General features: G+C 64.9%; 23 protein-coding genes. 11 read left to right on the top strand and 12 right to left on the bottom strand.

The window, feature by feature from the left end:
• Positions 1-261 carry a hypothetical protein gene (locus AC3A6J_RS04265; protein ID WP_487858670.1) on the top strand — a complete coding sequence of 87 codons (261 nt, stop codon included), beginning with the start codon at positions 1-3 and terminating at the stop codon, positions 259-261.
• Here the strand turns inward: AC3A6J_RS04265 and AC3A6J_RS04260 are convergent.
• The 3 genes from AC3A6J_RS04260 to AC3A6J_RS04250 are packed head-to-tail and all read right to left on the bottom strand — an operon-like array spanning position 258 to position 2,637.
• Positions 258-734 (bottom strand): DUF2269 family protein, encoded by a 477-nt coding sequence (locus AC3A6J_RS04260; RefSeq protein WP_487858669.1) that lies wholly within the window; start codon positions 732-734, stop codon positions 258-260. The genes AC3A6J_RS04265 and AC3A6J_RS04260 overlap by 4 nt on opposite strands.
• Positions 716-2,062, bottom strand: coding sequence for an SDR family oxidoreductase (locus AC3A6J_RS04255; protein ID WP_487858668.1), 1,347 nt, complete (start codon positions 2,060-2,062; stop codon positions 716-718). Before AC3A6J_RS04255 ends, AC3A6J_RS04260 begins: the two co-directional genes overlap by 19 nt.
• A gap of 38 nt (positions 2,063-2,100) precedes the next feature.
• Positions 2,101-2,637 carry a hypothetical protein gene (locus tag AC3A6J_RS04250; RefSeq protein WP_487858667.1) on the bottom strand — a complete coding sequence of 179 codons (537 nt, stop codon included), beginning with the start codon at positions 2,635-2,637 and terminating at the stop codon, positions 2,101-2,103.
• Positions 2,638-2,794: 157 nt separating this feature from the next.
• Between AC3A6J_RS04250 and AC3A6J_RS04245 the strand changes: the two genes are divergently transcribed.
• Positions 2,795-3,028, top strand: coding sequence for a hypothetical protein (locus tag AC3A6J_RS04245; RefSeq protein WP_487858666.1), 234 nt, complete (start codon positions 2,795-2,797; stop codon positions 3,026-3,028).
• Positions 3,029-3,034: 6 nt separating this feature from the next.
• Here AC3A6J_RS04245 and AC3A6J_RS04240 read toward each other — a convergent pair whose 3' ends face one another.
• Entirely contained in the window at positions 3,035-3,976 is a 942-nt protein-coding gene (locus tag AC3A6J_RS04240) for a LysR substrate-binding domain-containing protein (protein WP_487858665.1), read from the bottom strand.
• 123 nt (positions 3,977-4,099) lie between these two features.
• On the opposite strand from AC3A6J_RS04240, the gene AC3A6J_RS04235 reads away from it, so the two are divergent.
• The 9 genes from AC3A6J_RS04235 to AC3A6J_RS04195 all read left to right on the top strand — a co-directional run bounded on the left by AC3A6J_RS04235 (position 4,100) and on the right by AC3A6J_RS04195 (position 16,120).
• Positions 4,100-5,095, top strand: coding sequence for a tripartite tricarboxylate transporter substrate binding protein (locus tag AC3A6J_RS04235; RefSeq protein WP_487858664.1), 996 nt, complete (start codon positions 4,100-4,102; stop codon positions 5,093-5,095).
• A gap of 5 nt (positions 5,096-5,100) precedes the next feature.
• A complete protein-coding gene (locus AC3A6J_RS04230; RefSeq protein WP_487858663.1) occupies positions 5,101-6,624 on the top strand; it encodes a UxaA family hydrolase in 1,524 nt (507 codons plus the stop codon).
• 177 nt (positions 6,625-6,801) lie between these two features.
• Positions 6,802-8,268, top strand: a complete 1,467-nt coding sequence (locus AC3A6J_RS04225) for an NAD-dependent succinate-semialdehyde dehydrogenase (RefSeq protein WP_487858662.1) — start codon at positions 6,802-6,804, stop codon at positions 8,266-8,268.
• 33 nt (positions 8,269-8,301) lie between these two features.
• Positions 8,302-9,105 (top strand): 4-hydroxy-2-oxoheptanedioate aldolase, encoded by an 804-nt coding sequence (gene hpaI, locus AC3A6J_RS04220; RefSeq protein WP_487858661.1) that lies wholly within the window; start codon positions 8,302-8,304, stop codon positions 9,103-9,105.
• Between the two features lie 189 nt (positions 9,106-9,294).
• Complete coding sequence (locus AC3A6J_RS04215) at positions 9,295-9,567, top strand: hypothetical protein (RefSeq protein WP_487858660.1); 273 nt, start codon at positions 9,295-9,297, stop codon at positions 9,565-9,567.
• Positions 9,568-9,698: 131 nt separating this feature from the next.
• The gene (locus AC3A6J_RS04210) at positions 9,699-10,319 is read left to right on the top strand and encodes a YjbF family lipoprotein (protein WP_487858659.1); all 621 of its coding nucleotides are present in this window, start codon (positions 9,699-9,701) and stop codon (positions 10,317-10,319) included.
• A complete protein-coding gene (locus AC3A6J_RS04205) occupies positions 10,316-13,384 on the top strand; it encodes a YjbH domain-containing protein (protein ID WP_487858658.1) in 3,069 nt (1,022 codons plus the stop codon). Before AC3A6J_RS04210 ends, AC3A6J_RS04205 begins: the two co-directional genes overlap by 4 nt.
• Before the next feature lie 52 nt (positions 13,385-13,436).
• Positions 13,437-13,871 (top strand): low molecular weight protein-tyrosine-phosphatase, encoded by a 435-nt coding sequence (locus tag AC3A6J_RS04200; RefSeq protein ID WP_487858657.1) that lies wholly within the window; start codon positions 13,437-13,439, stop codon positions 13,869-13,871.
• Positions 13,868-16,120 (top strand): polysaccharide biosynthesis tyrosine autokinase, encoded by a 2,253-nt coding sequence (locus AC3A6J_RS04195; RefSeq protein WP_487858656.1) that lies wholly within the window; start codon positions 13,868-13,870, stop codon positions 16,118-16,120. Before AC3A6J_RS04200 ends, AC3A6J_RS04195 begins: the two co-directional genes overlap by 4 nt.
• 64 nt (positions 16,121-16,184) lie before the next feature.
• Here the strand turns inward: AC3A6J_RS04195 and AC3A6J_RS04190 are convergent, their stop codons facing one another.
• From AC3A6J_RS04190 to AC3A6J_RS04155, 8 genes are all read right to left on the bottom strand, one after another.
• Positions 16,185-18,158: a polysaccharide biosynthesis protein gene (locus tag AC3A6J_RS04190; protein WP_487858655.1), complete on the bottom strand. Its 1,974-nt coding sequence runs from the start codon at positions 18,156-18,158 to the stop codon at positions 16,185-16,187.
• Positions 18,159-18,186: 28 nt separating this feature from the next.
• On the bottom strand, positions 18,187-18,573 hold the full coding sequence (locus AC3A6J_RS04185; RefSeq protein WP_487858654.1) for a VanZ family protein: 387 nt from the start codon (positions 18,571-18,573) through the stop codon (positions 18,187-18,189).
• Positions 18,570-19,748 carry a DegT/DnrJ/EryC1/StrS family aminotransferase gene (locus AC3A6J_RS04180; RefSeq protein WP_487858653.1) on the bottom strand — a complete coding sequence of 393 codons (1,179 nt, stop codon included), beginning with the start codon at positions 19,746-19,748 and terminating at the stop codon, positions 18,570-18,572. Before AC3A6J_RS04180 ends, AC3A6J_RS04185 begins: the two co-directional genes overlap by 4 nt.
• 6 nt (positions 19,749-19,754) lie before the next feature.
• The gene (locus tag AC3A6J_RS04175; RefSeq protein WP_487858652.1) at positions 19,755-20,417 is read right to left on the bottom strand and encodes an acetyltransferase; all 663 of its coding nucleotides are present in this window, start codon (positions 20,415-20,417) and stop codon (positions 19,755-19,757) included.
• On the bottom strand, positions 20,414-21,031 hold the full coding sequence (locus AC3A6J_RS04170) for a sugar transferase (RefSeq protein WP_487858651.1): 618 nt from the start codon (positions 21,029-21,031) through the stop codon (positions 20,414-20,416). Before AC3A6J_RS04170 ends, AC3A6J_RS04175 begins: the two co-directional genes overlap by 4 nt.
• Positions 21,028-22,302, bottom strand: a complete 1,275-nt coding sequence (locus AC3A6J_RS04165; RefSeq protein WP_487858650.1) for a glycosyltransferase family 4 protein — start codon at positions 22,300-22,302, stop codon at positions 21,028-21,030. The genes AC3A6J_RS04170 and AC3A6J_RS04165 overlap by 4 nt, the downstream gene beginning before the upstream one ends.
• A 93-nt stretch (positions 22,303-22,395) precedes the next feature.
• A complete protein-coding gene (locus AC3A6J_RS04160; protein ID WP_487858649.1) occupies positions 22,396-23,754 on the bottom strand; it encodes a hypothetical protein in 1,359 nt (452 codons plus the stop codon).
• Positions 23,755-23,813: 59 nt separating this feature from the next.
• Positions 23,814-25,019 (bottom strand): hypothetical protein, encoded by a 1,206-nt coding sequence (locus AC3A6J_RS04155; protein WP_487858648.1) that lies wholly within the window; start codon positions 25,017-25,019, stop codon positions 23,814-23,816.
• Positions 25,020-25,028: the final 9 nt, after the last annotated feature.

Here is a 25,028-nt window from a genome sequence, read left to right as displayed (position 1 = left end):
ATGAACGCGCTCGACCTGCTCAACCTCGATGTGCTGCTGGCGCGCAGCGTGCTGCTGCGCACCGACTACATGCAGGCGCAGGACCGCGTGCGCCGGGCGCTGGACCGGCGCCACGGCGAGGCCGGCCTGCGCCCATCGGAAGAAGACTTCGACGACCTCGTGGCCGCCATGATCCGGTCGCTCGCGGCCGATGCGCGCTACCTGTGCACGCTGGCCGTCACGGTGCGCTGCATCATCGAGCGGGCCAAGACGTCTGTTTAACTTCCTCCGAGCGCCGGCTTCGCGATCATCAGCCAGAACAGCGCCAGGAACAGGAAGAACGCCGGCACGCCGAGCGCCACCCACCACTTGAACAGCAGCCAGTAGCGCGGCGGCAGCGGCGTGCCCTCGCGCGCGGCCTCGGCGGCCAGGTCGCGCAGGCGCATCTGCAGCCACACCACGGGCAGCCAGCAGGCGATCGCGAGCGCATAGCACACGACCGAAGCCTTGAGCCACGGCGTCGAGAGCGGCAGGCCCATGCGTTGCACCAGCATGAAGCCGGTGACCGGCTGTAGCACGGCCGTGGTCGCGGTGAACAGCCAGTCTGCGCGCACCACCATGCGCGCCACCACCGCCACCGCGCTCACGTCGCGCGAAAGCGTGGTCGCGAGCAGGTAGAAGGCCGAGCCGATGCCCGTGCCGAACAGCAGCGTGGACGAGATCACATGCAGGTATTTCAGGACGAGGTATTCCATGGCGGTTTCTTCTCCTTGACTGGACGCGGCGGCTCCATCGCCCAGAGCAGCGCGATGGCAGCGGCCATCGGCAGGTTCTTCGACAACGGTCCGAAGGGATGGAGCCAGAACTCGGGCATGGCCCAGGTGATCGCCGCCGTGTAGAAGGCCATGAGCGCAAGCTGCAGCGGCCACAGCACGCGGGCGCGCCAGGCGGCGGGCAGCGCGACGGTGCCGATGCCGAGCGCCAGGTCAAACAGCGCCGCACCGTTCAGCAGCCATTCGGCCAGCGTGCCGTGCGCGCCCACACGCGCGAGCAGCGCCAGGCTCTGGTCGCGCGGATAGAGGCCGATCGACACCACGAAGGTCCAGATCCACACCGCCGCCACCGACCACCGCAGCAGCGGCAGCATCCACTGCAACCAGGCCGTGCGCCGCAGCGCCTCGGCACCCTGCGCAGGGACGAAGCTGCGGTGCGAGCGCGGCGCGCGCCCGAGCCATTGCCCAAACTCATCGGCCGGCGCGGCGTTGCCCTGCAGCAGCATGCCCGCGGTGTCGGCATCGAGGAAGCTGCCCTTCCAGCGCCCCGCGAGCCGCGCGCCGAAGCGGAACAGGCCTTCGGGCAGCGGCAGCACCCAGGCGCCGCGTGCATGGCCGAGCTGGCGACGCAGGTCGGCCAGGTAGTCGCCGAAGCGCACCGGCTCCGGCCCGACGAAGGCGATAGTGCGGCTGCGCACGGGGCGCGCCTCGGCCAACGCGACCACGCCCGCGACCACGTCGTGCAGGTGCACCGGCTGCACCAGCTGGCCACCGCCGCCGGGCAGCGCGAGCAGCGGCATCACGGCAAGTGTGACGAACAGCCGGGCGCTCGCCCCTTCGTCGCCCCACACCAGCGAAGGCTGCACGATGGCCGACGCCACGCGGCACTGGCGCAGGTGCCGGTCGGCGGCGCCCTTGCTGCGGTGGTAGGCGCTTGCCGCGTCCACCGTGGCGCCGAGCGCCGACACCTGGATGACGAGCGCGGCGCCCGCCGCGGCGCAGGCGTCGAAGAGCTGCACCGGCGCGAGGTGATGGATCGCCTCGAACTCGCCTGCGTTGCGCTCGCGCAGCACGCCCGCGGCATTGATGACCACGTCGCCGGCACGCAGGTGGTCGGCCCAGAACGCCGCGGGCGGAACCTGCATCAGGTCGGCGCCCAGCCACTGCGTGTGTGCCTGCGGCCAGGTGGCGTCGGCGCAAGCGCGCTCGGGGTCGCGTGCGGTGCACAGCAGGTCGGCGCCGTGCGCCGCGAAGGCGGCTGCGAATGCGCGGCCGAGAAAGCCCGAGGCGCCGACGATCACCACGCGCATGGCCGGCCTTCTTTCACCATGCCGCTGGCATCCGCGCGTCAATGCCGCGGCGGGCGATTGGCCACTGCGCAGCCGAGCGCCAGGCCCACTGCGAAGCTGGCATACACCGCAGCCATGGCCGGCCGCGACAGGTGGTGCTCGAACCCGGGCGTCAGGCGCCGGGGTGTCGCCAGATAGTCGACGGCGCAGGCAGTGGCCGCCGCGACGCCGGCACCCGACAGCGCCGCGGGCACCGACTGCGCTGGCCTGCGGTTGGCATGGAGCCAGGCGTAGAGCACCGCCCAGAACGTGGCGGAACCGTGGTGGATGGCGTAGCCGATCAGCGTGTGGCGCAGCGAGGGCGACCGCCTGATCAGCGCGGTGCGGTCCCAGATCCAGTGGCTCGTCGCATTGGTCGGTGCACTGGCGCTGGCGATCTGGCAACGCCCCAATACCGACAGCGCGATCGTCGAGGCCACGCTCGCGAAGGCGCCTGCGATCAGGCCGGTGCGGATGGCGGACCGGAACGGCGGGCAGGCACGCGCGCGCGTGTCGCGCGAAGGATCTTGCGGATCGTCTTCTTTCTGCTGCTGCATGCGCGGAGCATGGCCGCAGAGGCGTCGCACGCGCGTGCGACGCGGAGCACCACCGCGTAGGCAGGCATCGCCAAGGACCCGAGTCGCTGTCCGACACCCCGCTGCCCCCTGCCGAGGCAGCGTGATTGCACCGCATTGAAGGGGTGAATCAAGAATGATGAAGACCGAACAAGCGAAGAGCGACGAGCGCGACAACAAGCGCGTGTTCCGCTGGGGCATTGGCGCGGCGATCACGGTGATGCTGCTCGCGGTGCTTTACAACCTGCTCATCCAGACACGCGAGGAAGGCCCGGTCAAGCCCGAGACGCCGACCCAGAGCGCGCCGCAACTCCAGACCACGCCCGGCACGGGCAACCCGCCCGCCGCGCCTGCCAGCCCGTCGAGCCAATAGACGGGGTCAGCGCGGCGACTTGGCCTTGGCGGCGCGCCGCAGGCACTCGATGAGCTGCTGCGTGCTCGGCGTGCGCCTGCGGCCGCGCAAGGTGATCAGGCCCACCGGCGGCAGATCGATCGGCACCGCGATCGGCAGCACCTTGAGCATGCCCTGCCGCTCGAAATGGCGCGCGACCGAGCGCGCCATGAAGGCCACCGCATCGCGCTGCTGCACGAAGCTGACCTGCGCCAGGAACGAGGCCGACTCGATGATGTCGGCCGGCGGATGCACGCCGTCGCGAAAGAACATCTGATCGAGCTTGACGCGCAGTGACGCCCAGGGTGGCGGCATTACGCAAGGCTCCTTGGCGAGCCCCGCAAAGTCGAGCCGGCGCTTCGACGCGAGCGGATGGCCGGGCCGCACCACCACCGCCATCGGCTCGGCATGCAGCGCCTCGGTTTCAAGGTCGGGTGCCGCATAGCCGGGCTCGAGCCGGCCGACGAACAGGTCGAGCTCGCCGAGGCGCAGCTTGGGCAGCAGGCGGGTGAGGTCGCCCTCTTCCACCAGCACCGTCGTCTGCGCGGAGTGCGCCTTGAGCATCTCGACCGCGCGCGCGAGCAACACCGGCGTGGCGACCACCATGGCGCCCACGCTGGTGCGGCCTGCGGCCCCGCTCGCGACCGCGGCGATCTCGTCGCGTGTGCGGTCGTAGTCGGCGAGCACCGAGCGGGCAAAGCGCACCACGCTGTCGCCGTAGGGCGTGGGCTCGGTGCCGCGCGTGGAGCGCTCGAACAGCGCCAGGCCGAACATGCGTTCGATCTCCGCGAGCGACTTGGACACCGCGGGCTGCGTGACCGACAGGAACTCCGCGGCCCGGCCCAGATGCCTGAACTGGTCGAGTGCCACGAGCATCTGCAGATGCCGCAGCTTGAGGTTGGAACGAAGAACGCGGTCGATCTGGCTCATGGGGTGCTTACGGCGGCTACATAACCTCCAGGCTATGAAGCGAGTCCGCTATTTCATTGGATTGCAATGATTGTCTGCTGAAGAATGCGCGTGGCCTTTCGAACCCGACAACGGAGACAACAAATGAGCATCCATCGCACCCTTCCCCGCCGGCAGCTGGTATTGGGCGGCCTCGGCGCCGCCGCGCTCGCCGCCACCACCGGCCGCGCCTTCGCGGCCGAGTACCCCGAGCGCGCGATCACCTTCATCTGCCCCTGGCCGGCCGGCGGCACAGCCGACCGCTCCATGCGCGCGATCTGCCAGATCGCGGCGCGCGAACTCGGGCAGCCGGTCGCCCTCGAGAATCGCGCCGGCGCCTCCGGGATGATCGGCACCAAGGCGCTCGCCTCGGCCCGCCCCGACGGCTACACCATCGGGCAGATCCCGATCTCGGTCACGCGCTTTGCGCAGATCGGCACAGTGCAGATCGATCCGCTCAAGGACCTGAGCTTTCTCGCGCGCACCTCGGGCCAGACCTTCGGCATCGCGGTGCATGCGAGTTCGCGCTTCAAGTCGCTGGCCGACCTGGTGGCGCAGGCCAAGGCGAAGCCTGGCGCGATCAGCTATGCACATGCGGGCATCGGCGGCGCCACGCACGTGGGCATGGAGCAGTTCGCGCAGGCGGCCGGCGTGAAGTTCAACGCCATCGCCTACAAGGGCGGCTCGGCCGCGCTGCAGGACGTGCTCGGCGAGCAGGTCGACGTGCTGGCCGACAGCAGCTCGTGGGCGCCGCACGTCGAAAGCGGCAAGCTGCGCCTGCTCGCCACCTGGGGCGATGCGCGCACGCCGCGCTTCAAGGACGCGCCCACGCTCAAGGAGCTGGGCTACGACGTGGTGGTCGAAGCGCCCAACGGCATCGGCGCGCCCCGCGGCTTGCCGCCCGCGGTGGAGAAGAAGCTGCGCGACGCCTTCCGCGTGGCGGTGAACAGCGACGAATTCAAGAAAGTGGCCGACAGCATCGATGCACCCGTCATGTACCAGGACGGCCCCGACTACCGCAAGTACGTCGAGGCCGTCTACCGACAGGAGACCGAGCTGATCCGCAAGCTCAATCTCAAGGAGCTGATGGAAAAAGGCTGACCGACATGAACGACGCCCGCCTGCTGCGCCTCCACCCGAACGACAACGTGCTGGTGGCCAAGACCCCGATCGCGCTTGGCGAGACGATCGCTGGCTTCGGCGTGCGCGCACGCGCCCAGATCCCGGCGGGCCACAAGATCGCCGCGCGGGCGATTGCGGCCGGCGAGCAGGTGAAGAAGTACGACACGGTGATCGGCGTCGCTTCGCGCAGCCTCGAGGCCGGCGACTACGTGCACAGCCACAACCTCACTCTGGTCGACTCGTACCGCGACCCGGGCTTTTGCCAGGACGTGCGCCCGGTCGACTATGTACCCGAGGCGGAACGCGCGGGCTTCATGGGCTTCGTGCGGGCCGACGGGCGCGTGGGCACGCGCAACTTCGTCGGCATTTTGTCGTCGGTCAATTGCTCGGCCACGGTGATCAAGCGCATCGCGGCGCACTTCACGCCCGAGCGGCTCGCGGCCTTTCCGAACGTCGATGGCGTGGCCGCCTTCGCGCAGACCAGCGGCTGCGGCATGTCGTCGCCGAGCGAACATTTCGACGTGCTGCGCCGCACGCTCGCGGGCTATGCACGCCACCCCAACCTGGCCGGCGTGCTGATCGTGGGGCTGGGCTGCGAGCGCAACCAGGTCGACGCGCTGGTCGACTCGCAAGGGCTCGAGCAGGGCCGGCTGCTGCGCACGCTGGTGATGCAGGAGGTGGGCGGCACGCGCCAGACCATCGAGGCCGGCATCCGCGCGGTCGAAGAGATGCTGCCCGAGGCCAATGCTGCGGTGCGCACCCGCGTGGGCGCGCACCACCTGAAGGTCGGCCTGGAGTGCGGCGGCTCGGACGGCTTCTCGGGCATCACCGCGAACCCCGCGCTCGGCGCCGCGATGGACCTGCTGGTGCGCCACGGCGGCACCGCCATCTTGAGCGAGACGCCCGAGATCCACGGCGTGGAGTTCATGCTCACGCGCCGCGCCGTCACGCCAGAAGTCGGGCAGAAGCTGCTCGACCGCCTGGCCTGGTGGGAGCGCTATGCGGCGGGGCAGAACGCGCAGTTCAACGGCGTGGTCGGCCACGGCAACCAGGCCGGCGGGCTCGCGAACATCTTCGAGAAATCGCTCGGCTCGGCCATGAAGGGCGGCACCACGCCGCTGCAGGCGGTGTACGAATATGCGGAGCCTATCGACAAGGCCGGCTTCGTCTTCATGGACTCGCCGGGCTACGACCCGGTGGCGGTCACCGGCCAGATCGCGAGCGGCGCGCAGCTGATCTGCTTCACGACCGGCCGCGGCTCGATGTTCGGCAGCAAGCCGGCGCCGACGATCAAGCTCGCGAGCAACACGCCGATGTTTCGCCGCCTCGAAGAAGACATGGACATCAACTGCGGCGTGGTGCTCGACGGCGAGCTCAGCGTGCCGCAGCTCGGCGAGCGCATCTTCGAACAGATCCTGCGCCATGCCTCGGGCGAACGCACGCGCAGCGAGGCACTGGGCCTTGGCGACCATGAATTCGTCCCATGGCACCTCGGCATCGTGAGCTAGAGAAAGGCCCACCCCCGTCCCTCGCTCACTTCGTGTAGCTCGACTCCCCCCTCAAGGGGGCAACACCAGCGGCCCGGCAAAGCCGGTTCCGCGGTGTTCCTGGCCCCAGCCGCACTTTTTCATGCGCGGCGATTGCGCGACGGCTTGATGATTTCTGAACCAATGATCTGAATGGACATGCTCACCCTCTCCCGCCCCGAGCTGCAGCGCAGCGCGAACTTCATTGCTGGCGAATGGCACCGACCGGCCGGTCGCATGTTCGACGTGACCGATCCGGCGACCGGCGCGCCGATCGCGCAGGTGCCCGATTCCGACGCCACCGCCGCCCGCACCGCGGTCGATGCGGCGCATGCCGCCTTTCCGGCCTGGCGCCGCACGCCCGCCAAGCAGCGCGCGCAGATCCTCAAGCGCTGGAACGCCCTGGTGCTCGCCAACCAGGACGACCTGGGCCGCATGATTTCGCGCGAACAGGGCAAGCCGCTGGCCGAGGGCATCGGCGAGGTCGCCTATGCGGCGAGCTACATCGAGTGGTTTGCCGAAGAGGCGACGCGCGCCAACGGCGAGGTGATTCCCGCACCCCTGGCCGGCCGGCGCATGTTCGCGCTGCGCGAGCCCGTGGGCGTGGTGGCCGCGATCACGCCCTGGAACTTTCCGGCCGCGATGATCGCGCGCAAGATCGCGCCGGCGCTCGCGGCCGGCTGCACCGTGGTCTGCAAACCGGCCGAGGACACGCCGCTGACCTCGCTCGCGCTGGTGGCGCTGGCGGCCGAGGCCGGGGTGCCTGCGGGCGTGCTCAACATCGTGACCGCCTCGCGCGAGCGCACGCCCCAGGTGGTCGATGCCTGGCTCGACGATGCGCGCGTGCGCAAGATCACCTTCACCGGATCGACGCCTGTGGGCAAGCACCTGGCGCGGCGCTCGGCCGACACGCTCAAGAAGCTTTCACTCGAACTCGGCGGCAACGCGCCCTTCATCGTGTTCGACGATGCCGACCTCGAGGCCGCGGTCGACGGCCTGATGGCGGCCAAGTTCCGCAACGGCGGCCAGACCTGCGTGTGCCCCAACCGCGTGTTCGTGCACGAGGCCGTGCACGACCGCTTTGCCGCGCTGCTCGTCGCCCGTGTGGCCGCGCTGCGCGTGGGGCCGGCGTCGGACAGCGCTTCGCAGATCGGCCCGATGATCAATGCGCGCGCGGTCGAGAAGATCGAGCGCCATGTGCACGACGCCACCACGCGCGGCGCGCGCGTGCTCACCGGCGGCACGCGGCTGCCCGCGCTCGGGCCGAACTACTTTGCGCCGACCGTGCTGGCCGATGCCGACGCGACGATGGCCTGCGCCTGCGAAGAGACCTTCGGCCCCGTCGTGCCGCTGACGCGCTTCGCCGATGAGGCGGCGGTGATCGCCCAGGCCAACGACACGCCGTTCGGGCTGGCCGCGTACTTCTATTCGCGCGACGTGCGCCGCGTCTGGCGCGTGGCCGATGCGCTCGAGGCCGGCATCGTCGGCATCAACGAGGGCGCGCTGGCCGCCGAGGCCGCGCCCTTCGGCGGCGTGAAGGATTCGGGCTACGGCCGCGAAGGCTCGGTCCATGGGCTGGACGACTACCTGCACACCAAATACGTCTGCCAGGGCCAGCTGGACTGACGAAAACACCCCCCCCATCCAAGGACACCTTCCATGCCTGCCCACAACAACTTCAAGTCCGCGCTGGCCGCGAAACGGCCGCAGGTCGGCCTCTGGCAGTCGATGGCCGATCCGTACATGGCCGAGGTCAGCGCCACGGCGGGCTTCGACTGGCTGCTGATCGACGGCGAGCACGCGCCCAACGACCTGCGCTCCACGCTCGCCACGCTGCAGGCGGTTGCGCCCCACCCGGCCGAACCCGTGGTACGTGCGGTGCAGGGCGACACCGCGCTGATCAAGCAGCTGCTCGACATCGGCGCGAAGAACCTGCTGGTGCCGATGGTCGACACGGCCGAGCAGGCACGCGCGCTGGTCGCGGCCACGCGCTACCCGCCGCTGGGCGTCCGCGGCGTGGGCAGCGCGGTCGGCCGGGCGTCGCAGTGGAGCAGGCGCACCGACTACCTCGACGTCGCCGACGACGAGGTCTGCCTGCTGGTGCAGGCCGAAACCGTGATGGCGCTGTCGAACCTCAACGAGATCTGCGCCGTGGACGGCGTCGACGGCGTGTTCATCGGCCCGGCCGACCTGGCCGCGTCGATGGGCCATCGCGGGCGGCCCGGGCATCCGGAGGTCCAGGCCGCGATCGAAGCGGCCATGCGCACCATCGTGGCATCGGGCAAGGCCGCGGGCACGCTGACCTCCGACCCGAAGCTCGCACGGCGGTATCTCGAACTCGGCTGCACCTTCGTCGCGGTGGGCGTCGATCTGCTGCTGTTCGCGGGCGCCGCGCGGGGGCTTGCGGGCGAGTTCAAGGGCGCGGCGGCGCCTGCCGAAGCCGGCTCGCGTGCCGCTTACTGAGAATTTGGGAAACCATTTGCAACAAAAGTCGCAATTCCGGCGAAAAGCGGGTCTTCCCGAAGCGTTTCTCCTCTCATGCGGGTAGCTCCCACCGCTCTGAGAGTGGTAGTATCCACCCAGCGAGTCGTAACAATGCATCTGTGCAAGTAACCTCGATACGCGCCCAATCCACCTCTGAAAAGGGAAATCATGAAGCACACTCACCTGATCGCCGCAATGGCCTTGGCAGCCCTGGCTTCCGCCCCTGCGCTGGCTCAACAACAGCCCGCCCAAGCGGCCCAGCCGGCCAACGCCTCACAAGCCCGCCAAGCAGCGTCGGGTGGCTCCCTGACCCGCGAACAAATGATCGGCATCGGCGCAGTGACCGGTGTGGTCATCGCAGCAACTGCCGGCGGCGGTGGCGGCGGCGGCGGCGGCTTCTACATTCCCCCGGGCGGTACCGGAACCACCGGCACCAGGTAATGGCCGGAACCCTCCGCAAGGGGGGGTTCTCTGCGAGAGTCCGACGCACCACTGGCGCGGTCCGAAAACTAGGATGTTGCGTTCTCGCATCATCCTTTTTTTTGGGCGGATGTTCCTCGGGCTCCTCGGCAATGCTTGCCACCGCCCGGCATCTCTATGGCGCCTCGCCGTCGGACTCCCCCGTATTGCGCCCGGAATTCAGCTATCTCCGCGCCTCCTTCGAAGGCCGCACCGTTTTTCTCGTGCTCGGATACGTCGACCCCCATCCTGAAGGTCCCACCGAGGTCTGGTACAGCGCCTCGGGTGAAGCAGTGCGCTTGCGCCACGGGCGCGTGGTTTCCACGGCCGGGCTCACGACCGACTGGCGCGCGGTGCGTTTCTCCAACGCTCCCGTTTGGCCACAGGCTGCCGGCGGCGCCCGATCGGCGACGCGCTTCGAGCGCGAGCGCGACCTCATGCCCGGCTACCGCGCCGGCATCCGCGACCAGGTCGAGCAGCGCCCGATCGATCCACCCGGCGACACCATGCTCGCCGGCCGGTCCGCCGAGTCGCTGCGCTGGTTCGAGGAACGCAGCAGCACGCAGCCGGCGTCGGCCTCGCTGCCACCCGCCCGCTTCGGCCTGGCACCCGTGGGCGACCGGCTCGAGGTGGTGTATTCGGAACAGTGCCTCTCCCGCGACCTGTGCCTGAGCTTCGAGCGATGGAACCCGCCTGCCCCGGCCAACACTGCCTCGACAAGCGCTGGTTCATGAGCTTGGCACCGCTCGGCCCGATCAACCTCCCTTTCCGCCTCAGCCTGCTGGCCACAGCGATTGTGTTGACGGTTCATCCAGCCCACGCCGCCTCGAACGATCGCATGGCTGCGAGCGCCGAGCTGGTGCGGCCGGGCGAGCGCCTCAGCGACTGGCTGCTGCGCCAGCCCGAGCAGGCGTCGAACCCCGGCCTGGCCTGGCAGGTGCCGCAGGAGCTGCTGGCGCAGCAACTCCTGAAGGAAACCTTGCTGGTCAGCGTCGAAGCGGCCGTGCGGTCGGCATCTCCCGGCCAGCGGCCGGCGCGCGAGCAGCTGCTGGCCGTGCTGAACAGCCTGCCGGCCACTGGCCGCGTAGCGCTGGGCATCGTCGATGCGCGCTGGCTCCAGGCCAACCCCGAACAAGACCCCGTGCTTGGTGAAGGCCAGCGGCTCGTGGCGCCACCACCCGTGCTGCGCTGGGTGACGGTGGTGCAGCCCGACGGCAGCTTCTGCCGCGTGAGGCACGAGGCCGGGCGCACGGTGCCCGACTACCTGGCCGGCTGCGCGCCCGAGGGCGGTGCCGACTGGGCGTGGATTGCCCAGCCCGACGGCCGCACCACGCGCGCCGGCATCGCCGCCTGGAACGCCGAGCCCATCGACGAGCCCGCGCCCGGCGCCTGGATCTGGGCGCCGCCGAGGCGCATGCCCGAACTGGCGGCGCTGTCGGAGGGCATGATCAAGTTTCTTGCGGTCCAGGGCCCCTCGCCGCAGGAATCGGCCGGTGCCGCGACCACGGATGCACCACTCGCCGCGCCTTCAATTGCGCCTTCCGCCGCGCCGGCTGCCACACCGGCCGCCGCGCCCGTGTACACGGCACCCACGTCGATCGCCTCGCTGCCCGACACGGTCGCCACGCAGCCGCGCCCGCTCGACGTCAGCGGCAACGACTGGGGCGAGATCGGCTTGCTGCAGACGCCTTCAGCGCGCATGGGGCAGGCCGGCGACGGGCGCACGTCGCTCACCTCGATCTGGCCCTACACGCGGCTGAACTTCATGCTCCAGCCGTTCGACTGGATGGAGGCGGGCTTTCGCTACACCTCCATTTCGAACCGCGCCTACGAGGCCAGCAACACCGGCCAGTCGAACAAGGACAAGAGCATCGACATCAAGCTGCGGCTCTTGAAGGAAAGCGCCCGCGTGCCCGAGGTGGCGCTGGGCTTTCGCGACATCGGCGGTACGGGCCTGTTTTCGGGCGAGTACCTGGTGGCGAACAAGCGCTGGAACGATTTCGACTTCAGCCTCGGAATGGGCTGGGGCTACCTGGGCGCGAGCGGCAACATCAGCAACCCGTTCAAGCTGCTCGGCAGCCGCTTCGACACGCGCGCGAATTCGGGCGCCAACACCGGCCGGTTCGGCTCCTACTTTCGCGGCCCTGCCGCGCTGTTCGGCGGCGTGCAGTGGCGCACGCCCTGGGACCCGCTCACGCTCAAGCTCGAATACGACGGCAACAACTACCAGAACGAGCCGCAGGCCAACAACCAGCGCCAGCGCTCGCCCTTCAACATCGGCCTGACCTACCGCGTCTCGCCCGCCATCACACTGTCGACGGGCTTCGAGCGTGGCGACAAGTTCATGGTCGGCATCACGCTGGCGGGCAATATGGCGAATGCCCAGACCACCAAGGTGCTCGACCGGCCCCTGCCGGGCTTCAGGGCCGAAGGGCCCGAGCGCTCGCCCGGCTGGGCGGCCACGGCCATGGAGATCGAGGCGCAAACCGAATGGACCGTCGAGCGCATCGCGCCCAAGCACGACGTGGTGCATGTGTGGGTGACCGACAGCAACACCGTCTATCGCACCGTGCGCGTCGAAAAAGCCATTGCGGTGCTGCACCACGATGCGCCGGACGCCTTCAAGAGCTTTGTCTTTCATTACTCGGAGCGCGGGCTCGCGGTGCATGCGCAGGTGATCGACCGGGCCGAATGGGTGACCGCGCGCATCAAGGCGCTGCCGCCGCACCAGGCCCGCGCCGTGTCGAAGCGCGACTACGAGCCCGCACTGCCGCGCCGCGGCGAGAGGCCACAGATTGCCGCCACGCCCGAGCTGTCGGCACCGCTCCCGCCTGTCGAGCGCAGCGCGGCCGACGGCAACACGCCTGCCGCACCCACCCTCGGGCCATGGGAAAACGCCCGCGACAAGTTCAGCTTCGGCCTGGCGCCGAGCTACGGACAGATCATCGGCGGCCCCGACGCCTTCATCCTTTACCAGCTCGGCGTGCAGGCCACCGCGGAATACCGCTTCACGCCGCGCACCTGGCTCAGCGGCAACGTCAACCTGCGGCTGGCCGACAACTACGACAAGTTCACCTACACCGCGCCCAGCGAGTTGCCGCGCGTGCGCACCTTCCAGCGCGAGTACGTAACTTCGCGGCGCTTCACCATCCCCTCGTTGCAGCTCACGCACGTGGGCCAATGGTCGACCAACCACTACTACAGCACTTACGGCGGCCTGCTCGAACCGATGTTCGCGGGCGTCGGCGCCGAATGGCTTTATCGGCCGGCGCGCTCCCCCATTGCCTTCGGCGTCGACATCAACCGCGTGCGGCAACGCGACTTTGCGCAAGACTTCGGCCTGCGCGACTACAAGGTGACCACCGGCCACGCGAGCCTTTACTGGGACACCGGCTGGAACGGCGTGCTGGCAAAGGTCAGTGCCGGCCAGTACCTTGCGGGCGACCGCGGCGTGACGCTCGAAATCATCCGCCGGTTCGACAACGGGCTGGTGCTCGGTGCCTATGCCACCAAGACGAACGTCTCGTCGCAGCAGTTCGGCGAAGGCGATTTCGACAAGGGCATCTACCTGTCGATTCCGCTGGACGCCCTGCTCCCGCGGTCGAGCAAGTTCTCGCTCACCTTTGGATGGTCGCCGCTCACCCGCGACGGCGGCGCGAGGCTCAGCCGCAGCCACACCCTTTACGACCTGACGTCCGTGCGCGACCGCGGCGCCTTCGACTTTGCGCCGCCACCCGACAAAGCGCCTCGCGCGGGAGACAACATCTTGAACTTCGACAGCAGCAGCAACAGCCAATGAGTGTTCGCATGAAAACCCAGCCCACCCGCGGCCGAGCAGGAAGGAGCGCACGATGAAATCCATTCTCGTGGTCTGCATCGGCAACATCTGCCGCAGCCCGATGGCCCACATCCTGCTGGCCAATGCCCTTCCGCAGCTCACCGTGTCGTCGGCCGGCACCGGAGCCCTGATCGGCCACCCGGCAGACCCGATCGCCCGTGAGCTGATGGCCGCGCGCGGGCTCGACCTAAGCGAACACCGTGCGCGCCAGATCACCCAGTCGATGTGCGCCCCGGTCGACCTGATCCTCACCATGGACGAGGGCCAGCGCCGCCACATCGAAAACAGCTACCCGCTGACGCGCGGCAAGGTCTTTCGCCTTGCCGAAACCGCCAAGCTGAACATTCCCGACCCATACAAGATGGGCCAGGGAGCCTTCGAGCACGCACTCCAACTCATCGACGCCGGCGTCGAGACATGGGCCGAACGCATTCGGCGATTCAAATGAACACTCCTGCTGTCACCAATTCGAATCCTGCACGCAATGGGCAGGGGGCTGCGGCGGCCGATGACGACATCATCAATCTGTCCGAATGGATCGACATCCTGATCGATCGCAAGTGGCTGGTGATCGGTGTCACGACCTTCGCACTCGTGATCGGCGTTGCCTATGCTCTTTTGTCCACGCCCATCTACCAATCGAACCTGTTGATCCAGGTTGAGGATGCTGTACCGGACACCAAGGGTTTTCTTGGCGATGCATCCAACCTCTTCGACGTAAAAACGCCCGCCAATGGCGAGATTCAGATCATTCGCTCGCGGATGGTGATCGGTGCGGCGGTAGACCAGACGCGCGCCTTCATCGATGCACAGCCGCGCTACCTACCCGTGCTGGGCCAATGGCTGGCTCGGCGCGCAGACGGGCTTTCGGAGCCCGGGTTTCTTGGCATCGGCGGCTACGTCACCGGCAAAGAGCGCATTGGCGTAGCGCGGTTCGTTGTGCCTGCAGAGCTCGAAGACGAAGAGCCTTTCCTGGTCACCGTACAGGGCGACGGAAAATACACGTTGACGCACGCGAAGCTTGACGAGCCGCTGGGCGGCACCGTCGGCTTGCCGCTGCGCCATCCGCTGGAGAACGGCGGCATCGACCTGTTGATCGACAAACTCGAAGGAAAGCCCGGCGCTGAATTTATCGTATCGCGTGCTTCGCAACTGCGAACCATCGAGGACCTCCAAAAGCGGTTGCAACTTGGCGAGCAAGGCAAACAATCGAATGTGATCAGCGTGGCGCTGCAAGACAGCGACCGCGACTGGCTTTCCCGCATTCTCAATGCCGTCGGCGAGCAGTACGTGCGGCAAAACGTCGAGCGCAAGGCGGCCGAGGCGGAGAAGACACTGGCCTTCCTGAACGAGCAACTGCCGGAGTTCAAACGCCAGCTCGAAGCCTCTGAAGATGCCTACACACGCTTCCGTAACAAAAACGGAACCGTAGCCTTTGACGAAGAAGCCAAGGGCGTGCTGGCGCAGACGATCGAGCTACAGACCAAACTTCTCGAAGCGCAACAACGTCGACGCGAAGTGGCAGCCCGATTTACCGATATCAACTCACGCGTGAAGATCATCGATGGGCAAATCACCGCCATCGAAAGAGAACTCGGCAGCCTCAACGGCCGGGTCAGTCGCATGCCGACGATGCAGCAGGACGCCTTGCGCCTGGAACGCGACGTGCGGGTGAACAGCGGTCTTTACCAATCACTGCAGAACAACGCGCTGCAATTGCGCCTAGTAAAAGAGGGCAAGACGGGCAACGTGCGCCTGCTCGATAAGGCGGTTAAGCCCAAGAATCCAGTCAAGCCGCAGAAGATGCTTGTTGTCGCTTTGGCGCTGGTGTTGGGCCTTTTGGGCGGCATCGCACTCGCGATTCTTCGCAGCCGCTTCTTCACCGGCATCAAGGACCCGCAGGAGATCGAGGCCCAGACCGGGCTCGCGGTGTATTCGGTCGTGCCCTTCACCGCCGAACAAACCATGCTCGACCAGCGCGTTGCCGCCGGTGCCAAGGGCATTCAACTGCTCGCAGCCACCCATCCTGACAGCCCGCCGATCGAGGCGCTGCGCAGCCTGCGCATCGCGCTGCAATTCACCACGCTCGAAGCCGGTAACAACCGGGTGCTCATCACCGGCGCTACCCCCGGCATCGGCAAGAGCTTTGTCTCCGGCAACTTCGCCGCGATCATGGCGCATGCCGGCAAGCGGGTGCTGCTGATCGATGCCGACATGCGCAAAGGGCACCTGAACAAGCAGTTCGGGCTGCCGCGCGAAGGCGGCCTCTCGGAACTGCTGGCCGGCCAACTCTCTGCCGAGCAGGCGATCCACAAGCAGGTTTTGCCCAACCTCGACGTGCTGACCACCGGCAAGCTGCCGACGAATCCGGCGGACATGCTGATGTCGGAGAGCTTCTTGCGTGTGCTCGAGATGGCCTCCGAACAGTACGAACTCGTGATCATCGACACGCCGCCCGTGCTGGTCGCTGCCGACACGGCTGGCGTGGCACCGCACATGGGCGCGGTGCTTCTGGTGGCTCGCGCCGACCAGACTCAACTGGGCGAGCTCAACGAGAGCGCCAAGCGCCTCTCGCATGCCGGCAAGGGCGTTACGGGCGTCATCTTCAACGGCATCGACCTGACGCGCCGACACTACGGCAGCCATGGCTACCGCTACGGCGGCTACCGGTACACCGAGTACAAGTACAACGAATAATCTGCGCAGGATCGGGATTGCGGCGCAGCGCGATCCCGAAGCCTCACAAGGCCGACCAGATCACTCAGATCGGGACGAATCCTGGTTCCGTCGCCGCTGCATCTGCCGCAGCAGCCGCCGGCAATGCCGACGTCCGGCGCTGGCGCTCCAGATAGACCCAGTCCACCACCTCGGCGTGCGGCTGGTAGCCCCCGAGCAGCAGCTTCAGCTTGCTCTTGATGGCAGGCACGTCGTTGCGCTCCAGCAGCACGCCGAGTTCTTCGATCTGCTGCGCCAGCTGTGCCCAGGGTGGGCAGGCCTCATGCGCCTTCATCACGCGCGGATGCGCGGTAGGCATCGCGTTGTCGCCGATCAGCAGCTCTTCGTACAGCTTTTCGCCCGGCCGGAGGCCGGTGATGCGCAGTTCGATATCGCCTTCGGGATTTTGTTCATCGCAGACCGTGCGGCCCGAGAGTTCGACCATGCGGCGGGCCAGGTCGACAATGCGCACCGGCTCGCCCATCTCGAGCACGAACACGTCGCCGCCTTCCGCCATGGCGCCGGCCTGGATCACCAGTTGCGCCGCTTCGGGAATGGTCATGAAGTAGCGCGTGATGTCTTCGTGCGTGAGCGTGATGGGCCCGCCCGCCTCGATCTGTTGGCGAAACAGCGGCACCACCGATCCGCTGGAGCCGAGCACGTTGCCGAAGCGCACCATCGAAAAGCAGGTGTGCGGCTTTTGCTGCGCCAGGCCCTGCAGCGTCATCTCGGCCAGGCGCTTGCTGGCGCCCATGATGTTGGTCGGCCGCACCGCCTTGTCGGTGCTGACCAAGACGAACTGCGCCACGCCATGGTCACGCGCGGCCAGGGCAGTGGTGAGCGTGCCCAGCGTGTTGTTGACCAGGCCTTCGACCGGGTTGTGCTCGACCAGCGGCACGTGCTTGTAGGCCGCGGCGTGGTAGACGGTGTCGGGCCGCCACACGCCCATAATCTGCCGCATGCGCGCGCCGTCGCTGACCGACGCGAGTAGCGGCACCACGTTGACCGCGGGTGCGGCCTGCTCCAGTTCGCGGTGAATGGCATAGAGCGCGAACTCGCTCCACTCGACCAACAGCAGTGTCGAGGGAGACAGCTGCCCGATCTGGCGGCACAGCTCGCTGCCGATGGAGCCGCCGGCGCCGGTCACGAGCACCACCTTGCCGCGCACATGGCGGTGCAGCAGGTCATCGACCGGCGCCACAGGGTCGCGCCCCAACAGGTCTTCGATGTCGACCTCCATCAGGTCTTTGACCTGGACCCGGCCCTGCGCCAGATCGGCCATGCCCGGGAGCGTGCGCACATGCAGGTGCAGCGACAGCAGCTCGTTCAGTATCTCTGCCCTGCGGCTGTGCGAAACGGAGGGCATCGCGAGCAGCACGTCGGTGATGCCATGCGCTGCAGCGTTGGCCTTGAGCCACGATGGCGCGTGAATTGGCAAGCCGTTCAGCGTGCGGCCCTGCATCTGCACGGCATCGTCGACAAACCGGCGAACCACCATCTCGGGGCTGTGCGACAGTGCCGCCGCCAGTTGGCGCCCGGCCTTGCCAGCGCCGTAGATCACCACCTGCGGCAACGACTTGCTGCGCAGCACCTGCAAGTACAGCCCGCCCAGCCAATAGCGCGCCAGCATGCGCGACGCGCCGATCGCCAAGAACAGCAGCACCGGCACCAACACACCGACCGTCCGTGGAATTCCGGGAACGCCGATGACAGTGAACATCAGGAAATAGGCGATGCCGAACACAAAGCAGGCGCGCACGACCGCCATCATTGCCGCGCTCCCCGCATAACGGAAGATGGCGCGGTAGAGCCCCGTGAAGATGAAAACCGGCAGCGCCACCAGGATCGCGGCCCCGACTGCCAGCCAGTGCACCCCTTTCAGTTCTACCCATGCTTCGTACCGCAGGCTGAGCGCCAGCCACACGCACAGCACGCAAAGGGCCGCGTCGATGGTCAACGCCAGCGACCGCTTTACGGAACGCGGCAACGCCAGCAACGGCTGGGCCATCCGATCGATCATGACAATTCCCTCGGCAAACGTTCGGTCATCAGAGCCTCCGGCCTGCGGAGCACCAACGCTCCGACAGGGCCGCCATTGCGGCGCCCAGCAACAGGCCCACGCCGTCCGCCAACAGGTCGCCGTACTCGGCGAGCCGGTCGGGCGTGAACGACTGCAGCAGTTCGATCAGTGCGCCATAGCCCAGCAGCGCGGGCAGGACGATCACCATGCGACCCGGCCAGCTCCACCGCCCCAGCCAACCCAGGATCGCAAACCCGAGTGCGTGGTTGCCCTTGTCCCATCCCGTGCTAGGCAGGCTACTCGACAATGGCGCCAGGCTCAGCACCAGCAGCGCGAGCATCGCCAGCCCGAGCAACCACCGCCAGACCGCAGCACCGGGCCGCGGCCATCGGCTGAGCACGGCGAGCACGCTCATGCTGCGCTTGCGTCGTCAAGCACGCGCGCAATGGCCGCACAGGTTGCGTCCATCTCGGCGGCCGTCAGCGTCGGGTGCACCAGGAACATGATGCTGGTGTCGCCCAACTCTCGCGCCACCGGCAAGCGCTCGGCCGGCCGCCAGCCGGTGCCGTCGAAAGCCTTCTCGAGGTACACCTCGGAGCACGAGCCCTGGTAGCACGGAACGCCCATGGCCTGGATCGCACTCACGATGCGGTCGCGGGTCCAGCCGGGCGCGAGGCGCGACGGCTGCACGTAGACATAGCATTTGTAGTGCGCATGCACGCTGCCTTGGGGCAGCGCGGGCACACGCACCGCCGCATGCGGCTGACAGGCGGCCCAGATCGCTTCGGCGTGCCGCGTGCGCTGCGCCGTCCAATCGGCCAAGCGGCGCAACTGGATGCGGCCGATGACAGCCTGCATTTCGAGCATGCGCCAGTTGGTGCCAAAGCTTTCGTGCAGCCAGCGGAACCCGGGCGGGTGCTCGCGCTTGAACACCGCATCGTGGCTCTTGCCGTGGTCTTTGAACTCCCACATGGCGCGCCACAGCGATTCGTCGTTGGTGGTGACCATGCCGCCCTCGCCGCCCGTGGTCATGATCTTGTCCTGGCAGAACGACCATGCGCCCACATGGCCGATGGCGCCGACCGCGCGGCCCTTGTAGCGTGCACCATGCGCCTGCGCGCAGTCTTCAATCACCTTGAAGCCATGCTGTTCGGCCAGCGCCATGATCGGATCCATGTCGCACGGCCAGCCGCCCAGATGCACGCAGATCACCGCGCGCGTGCGCGGCGAGAGCACGCGCGCAATGGTCGCCGCCGAGAGGTTGCCGCTGTCGGCCTCTACATCGGCAAACACCGGCGTTGCCCCCGCATTGACCACGCACGACACGCTGGCAATGAAGGTACGCGGCGTGACCACTACCTCGTCGCCCGGCCCGATGCCCAGAGCCTTCAACGCAACGTCGAGCGCGAGCGTGCCGTTGGCCAGCGACACCGCGTGCGCGGTGCCCGCCCAGGCGGCGAACTCTTTTTCGAACTCGCGGCATTCCTGCCCGGTCCAGTAGTTGACCTTGTTGGACAGCAGCACGCGCTGCACGGCTTCGGCTTCTTCGGTGGTGAAGTTGGGCCAGGGAGAGAAAGAGGTATTCAACACAACAAATCAGCCTTTGGGAGAAAAGAGGCGGGCCGGGTTGCCCACCACCGTGGCGCCAGCCGGCACGTCGCGCGTGACCACGGCGCCCATGCCGACGACGGCACCGCGCCCGATGACCAACGGCTTGCCCGGTCGGCCCTGCTTGATGACCGCGCCCGAGCCGATGTAGGCGTGGTCTTCGATGACCACATTGCCGTTGCACTTGGCACCCGGCGCGAACGTCACGAAATCGCCGATCACGCAGTCGTGCTCGACATAACTGTAGAGATTGGCGTGGAAATGCCGGCCGATGCGAATGTTGGAGGTGATGGTGACGAAAGGACTGAGTGCCGCGCCCTCGCCCATTACCACCTCGTCCATTCGGACCACGCTGTCTGCGATCACCGTCCAGGGGCGCACTCCATCGGCCGCGCAACGCGCTGCCAGCTGCTCGCGCACCTTGCTGTTGGCAATGGCCAGCACGGCATGGCGCTCGCTCGCCGGTTCCTGCAGAAATTCGGCGTAGCGGAGCACCCGCTGGCCATTGACCACAGTTGCTTCGGGATCGTCGTCAACAAAGATCAGCCGCGACGATGCGATGCCCTGTCGCGCCAGCTGCACGCGCGCCAACGGCATGATGCCGCGACCGCAGCCGCTGGCGCCGTACACCGCGAACAAGGGGCTCGTCATGAATTGCCTCCCCCATGCGGGGCGGACGACGGGCCCGTAAAGCGCGGCATGGTGGCCTCGCCCTCGGCAGAGATGCCCTCGCGCACCAGCACCTTGCGAACCGTCAGCCACAGGATCTTGATGTCGAGCCACATCGTCCGGTTGTCGACGTACCAGACATCGAGCTTGAACTTTTCGTCCCAGCTCAGAGCGTTGCGGCCGTTGACCTGCGCCCAGCCGGTAATACCGGGGCGCACTTCATGGCGGCGGGCCTGTTCGGCGGAGTACAGCGGCAGGTATTCCACGAGCAATGGGCGCGGGCCGACCAGGCTCATGTCGCCCCTGAGCACGTTCCAAAGCTCGGGCAACTCGTCCATGCTGCTGGCTCGCAGAAAGCGGCCGAAAGGCGTGAGGCGTTGGGCGTCGGAGAGCAGATTGCCATCAGTGCCTCGCCCGCCGGTCATGGTGCGAAACTTGACCACCTCGAAAGGCTGCCCGTCCAAACCAGGGCGTCGCTGACGAAAGAGCACCGGACTGCCGAGCCTGGCGCGAACCAGCGCAACCAGCAGCAGCAGTGGAACAGACAGAAGCACCAGCGCCGCCAAGGAAACGGCGATGTCGAAAGCGCGCTTCATTTCGGCTCCATGCCTTTGCTCTCATCCAGCACGCGCTGCTTCGCGTGCGCAGCGCGAGGCGAGACGCCCACAACCCAATCGGCCCATCTCGCCGCCAGTTTCGAGCGGTCAAACTCCCGCTCTGCCAACGCGCGACCGCGCAGCCCCATGGCTTTCAATACCGCGCGATCTTCGGCGGCCTTCTCAAGTGCATCGGCAAAAACAACCGGATCGTCCGGCGGAACAGCAAAGCCGCACTCGTTCTCGACGATCTGGTCGGCCAGCCATCCTGGGTAGTTGTTCAACACGGGCAGCCCCGCGGCGATGTAATCGAAGAACTTGTTGGGCGAGGTGCCGTAATAGAACGCAGGAACGTTGGCCAGGATCTGCAGGCCGACATCGGTGCGCGCCATCAAGCCGGCGAGCCGAGCCTTTCCTACGGGCTCGTGGAACACGACATTGTCGAGACCTTCCCGTGCAGCACGCTGCTTCAACTTTTCCTTCAGCTTACCTTGCCCGATCAACAGCAGCTTGATGTCGCTGCGATTGCGGCGCTTCAGTTCGCGCGCCGCATCCAGCACCGAATCGAGCCCGTTGGCCATTCCGTGCGTGCCGGCAAAAACTGCCAGGAGATCGTTTTCTGCCACGCCGGCAGGCCGCCAAGGCTCCGACGACTGACCGAAGATTCGCAAGTCGCAGCCATTGGGCACCAGCGCGATGCGCTCGCGCGGCACGCCACGGCGTGCGATTCCCTCGACGATTCCTGGCGACAAACCAATGACTCGCCGGGCCGATCGATAGCTCGCCCACTCGAGCAGCGACATGGCGCCCAGCACCAGCGGATTGCGGATCACGCCCATGGCCTTGGGCAGCTCCGGCCAGAGATCTCGCACTTCGAACACGAAGGGCCTGCGGCGGAGCCAACGCGCAAAGATGCCCGGGATGCCGGCCGTCAATGGCGTGGTGGTAGCGAACACTACATCGCAAGGCTCTGTCAGCGCGAGTCCGACACTGCGCATCGCGAACTTCAGGAACAGCATGGCGCGCTTGAAAAGCCCGTCGCTGTTGGAGTAAGCCAGTTCGAATTCAACGATGTCGATGCCATCGACGCAACCGCGCCGGCGACCTCGTGCAAATGGCGTTGACAGCCCGGTTTCGCCGCCGTTGTAGCTGCCGCACACCATCGTGACCTGGTAGCCAAGCGCCACAAGGTGTCGGGCCATTTCGTAGGAGCGAATTCCTGCAGCGCCCTTCGGCGTCGAGAAATGCTGGTGGAAATAGAGGATCCTCATACATTTAGTGGCACAGAGGAAGACTACAAGAGCTTCTTCGCGCTGCAAAAGAACCCAAAAAGCTAAAGCTGCACATGCAATTACCTAGATTGGTCAACTTGGTGAATATTCTTTAGCCGTGTCAGTGAGAAAAACTTCGAATTCTTCCAGTATTTTCGTCTCCGCGAGCAAGACAGAACCGTGAACAGTTTCATCGTAGACGTGATAACGATCAACCCAGTTGTCATCAAAAAAGTCTCTCAGACCCCAAAGCGCAGATAAATCAAAATTCTGAAGGACTGGAACCACCTTTGCCTCTACGAAACCGTAATAGTCCGTCTTTATCTGATCCATCCCAGAAACATAAAAAGTGGGCCTCCCATGGTGCAGTGACTCTATCGCCACACCGCTATTTGGAACCAACACCAGATCCACATCCTCAAAGAAAGAATCGGCCGACTGCAGTGGTTTTTGAATTCGAACGTTCTTGGCCGCCAGCAGATCGCTCAAATCGAGCCGACAGCGCGGATGCGGCCGCAAAACGATCTCTTCTACACACTGTTCTGCAGAAATCTTTTTAACCAACCTGACGAGAAAATCCAGCTCCGGAAGAAAACTTAAACACACACCCACCCGCGTGATCGGCCACTGAAGAATCGGCCTCTGAAATTCATTCTCGAATGGAGAGAGTAGCACTATGGATGAAGTGAAGCGCAATCCTCGCTCAGCGGCCGCTCTCTCGTAACTCAGCGCTGAAGCTTTATCGAAAAGTATAGATAAGTCATGACGCAACGGAGGGAAATATTGCGTGACGGGAGCATGCTGGATATAGCAGGTCCTTATATTTCTTCTTCGGCCGACAAATAACAGCGCCATGCAAATAGGTGAATGATCACTTGCTACACAAATTACTTTGAGGCTAGAAGGAAACGATCGAGACAAATAGACGAGCAGTGCCGCGCAGCCGAGGAGAGTTTGCGTATGCGCCAAAGGCGTTACATGCATATTCGCCGTTATTACCCTCGCGACAGTCCGTAGCCGAGTCAATGAACTCAGCACCTTTAGCCGATCGCGAATTGAAAGCTGAACTCCATTCAGAGATATATCATTAATCTTTCCAGCCTCAAGGACTTTTCGAAGGCGCTGCAGTGACTTGACGTTATTCTTAGATGAGCCGAACTGAAAAACCCTTGAACCTTCAACTGGAAAACGAAATATTCTATAAAAAGCGACGGCCGCGATGAGGGCCAACATATTGAACCATTGCCAGCTCGATAAGTAGCTCACCACCAGGAAGAAAAAACGCATATGCGTTTTTTTCTTCGCGATAGCAGGCCCAACGAATTCATAAACCTTCTGACCGTGAAACTCGTGCAATTCTCCTATAAAGCCGCGAATTTCATCATCAAAAGAGTCAAACTTCTCCACTACTGCCTCCGGATTTTCTGTCGATCGATATCGGGAAATTTGCATATCGAACCCAGATCGTTGATCTTTATCTGGCCCGAAAAAGAAACCATGCAGCACTGTCGTTAAGCATAAATCCTCGGCCCCATCTGACGCTTAGCGATCAAAAGAGATCCAGCCAAAAAGAAGGCCGCATACAAAATGGTTGGCGAGATCACAGTAAAAAATTCAGAGAAATTCGAATGCAACCCCTTCAACACAAATGAGTACGCAAAAATTTCCAGAATCGAAGCCTTTCTTTCAATGCCAAAAAATAATTGGAGAAAAAGAAATGCGAGAAAAATAGGCGCAATCATAAATGCGACAGGCCCTAGTAGCGCAGTGCCCAACAATATTCCAGGACTAGAGCCTGCGTCGTAGACGCCCATCATATCGTAATAGAGTGCCTCGGAAACACTTCTGGGATATTCAATGAAGATTGGATTATCCAAAAGCAAATCAATTCTATTTGATATCGATTTAGATATCAAATCCCAATAACTAAGGTACTCATTAAATACACTCTGTCCAGCAACAAAGTGGTACATCTGCTCAGCCTGGATAGAAAATCTTGCAATCAACCAAGTTAATATGAATTCCAGATTCAAATAATCAGGGATCTCAGAGAATTTACTGTTGAAGCCAACCCACAAGAAAACGAACAAGAGCAAAGAGAGAGCCAAATACTTTTTGACGTGCTTGCCTTTTAATTTTATTGCCTCGAGATCAAAAGCGAGAAATATAAAAATCCCTGCGGTCAATGCAGAAGCCAAGCCATCGATCGTCAAGAATAACGACATAAAAAACGGGATGCTCCATGCTCGTGGAAGCGGGTTTCCAATCTTTTTTTGCCTAATGCACAACAAGCCAACAGCTAGATTAAACGCTTGACTGATGCCATAGATGATGCCGCCTCCGCCCGCAAGCCCCCCAGAAACATACCGGGCATTACTATCAAGAACCGCAAGCCTCACAAGATTTAGCCCAACGGTTAATGCCAGGGCCATCAATATCCATCGCGAGGAAATCATCACTTTTCCGAGCGGCTTAAATGCGAGAGCGGCAACTCCTCCAGTCGTCGCGAAAATTGCTGCCAGAGCGACGAATACAAATACCGCGGACCACTCAAACGGGGAAACTCGATAAAACGGTTCCACGAATGAGTGCGAAATTCGAGAAGCCGCCAGCCAAAAGACGTCTTGCAAATAAATGAACGCCACGAGCGCGCATGCATTGCGCCTTGCAATGCTCAGTCGGTTGACTGGCCGAGACAAATCCACTTGATTATTCATCAATCAAAA

This window comes from Variovorax sp. Soil_C_39 (assembly GCF_057656815.1).
This window is presented reverse-complemented; position numbering and strand designations above follow the sequence as displayed.

Coding starts and splice junctions, on each gene's coding strand:
- AC3A6J_RS04165 (WP_487858650.1), bottom strand. CDS start 22,302: ATGAGGATCCTCTATTTCCACCAGCATTTCTCGACGCCGAAGGGCGCT.
- AC3A6J_RS04240 (WP_487858665.1), bottom strand. CDS start 3,976: ATGAGCCAGATCGACCGCGTTCTTCGTTCCAACCTCAAGCTGCGGCAT.
- AC3A6J_RS04230 (WP_487858663.1), top strand. CDS start 5,101: ATGAACGACGCCCGCCTGCTGCGCCTCCACCCGAACGACAACGTGCTG.
- AC3A6J_RS04210 (WP_487858659.1), top strand. CDS start 9,699: ATGCTTGCCACCGCCCGGCATCTCTATGGCGCCTCGCCGTCGGACTCC.
- AC3A6J_RS04155 (WP_487858648.1), bottom strand. CDS start 25,019: ATGAATAATCAAGTGGATTTGTCTCGGCCAGTCAACCGACTGAGCATT.
- AC3A6J_RS04265 (WP_487858670.1), top strand. CDS start 1: ATGAACGCGCTCGACCTGCTCAACCTCGATGTGCTGCTGGCGCGCAGC.
- AC3A6J_RS04260 (WP_487858669.1), bottom strand. CDS start 734: ATGGAATACCTCGTCCTGAAATACCTGCATGTGATCTCGTCCACGCTG.
- AC3A6J_RS04205 (WP_487858658.1), top strand. CDS start 10,316: ATGAGCTTGGCACCGCTCGGCCCGATCAACCTCCCTTTCCGCCTCAGC.
- AC3A6J_RS04255 (WP_487858668.1), bottom strand. CDS start 2,062: ATGCGCGTGGTGATCGTCGGCGCCTCGGGCTTTCTCGGCCGCGCATTC.
- AC3A6J_RS04200 (WP_487858657.1), top strand. CDS start 13,437: ATGAAATCCATTCTCGTGGTCTGCATCGGCAACATCTGCCGCAGCCCG.
- AC3A6J_RS04160 (WP_487858649.1), bottom strand. CDS start 23,754: ATGCAAATTTCCCGATATCGATCGACAGAAAATCCGGAGGCAGTAGTG.
- hpaI (WP_487858661.1), top strand. CDS start 8,302: ATGCCTGCCCACAACAACTTCAAGTCCGCGCTGGCCGCGAAACGGCCG.
- AC3A6J_RS04225 (WP_487858662.1), top strand. CDS start 6,802: ATGCTCACCCTCTCCCGCCCCGAGCTGCAGCGCAGCGCGAACTTCATT.
- AC3A6J_RS04175 (WP_487858652.1), bottom strand. CDS start 20,417: ATGACGAGCCCCTTGTTCGCGGTGTACGGCGCCAGCGGCTGCGGTCGC.
- AC3A6J_RS04190 (WP_487858655.1), bottom strand. CDS start 18,158: ATGATCGATCGGATGGCCCAGCCGTTGCTGGCGTTGCCGCGTTCCGTA.
- AC3A6J_RS04235 (WP_487858664.1), top strand. CDS start 4,100: ATGAGCATCCATCGCACCCTTCCCCGCCGGCAGCTGGTATTGGGCGGC.
- AC3A6J_RS04195 (WP_487858656.1), top strand. CDS start 13,868: ATGAACACTCCTGCTGTCACCAATTCGAATCCTGCACGCAATGGGCAG.
- AC3A6J_RS04185 (WP_487858654.1), bottom strand. CDS start 18,573: ATGAGCGTGCTCGCCGTGCTCAGCCGATGGCCGCGGCCCGGTGCTGCG.
- AC3A6J_RS04170 (WP_487858651.1), bottom strand. CDS start 21,031: ATGAAGCGCGCTTTCGACATCGCCGTTTCCTTGGCGGCGCTGGTGCTT.
- AC3A6J_RS04250 (WP_487858667.1), bottom strand. CDS start 2,637: ATGCAGCAGCAGAAAGAAGACGATCCGCAAGATCCTTCGCGCGACACG.
- AC3A6J_RS04245 (WP_487858666.1), top strand. CDS start 2,795: ATGAAGACCGAACAAGCGAAGAGCGACGAGCGCGACAACAAGCGCGTG.
- AC3A6J_RS04215 (WP_487858660.1), top strand. CDS start 9,295: ATGAAGCACACTCACCTGATCGCCGCAATGGCCTTGGCAGCCCTGGCT.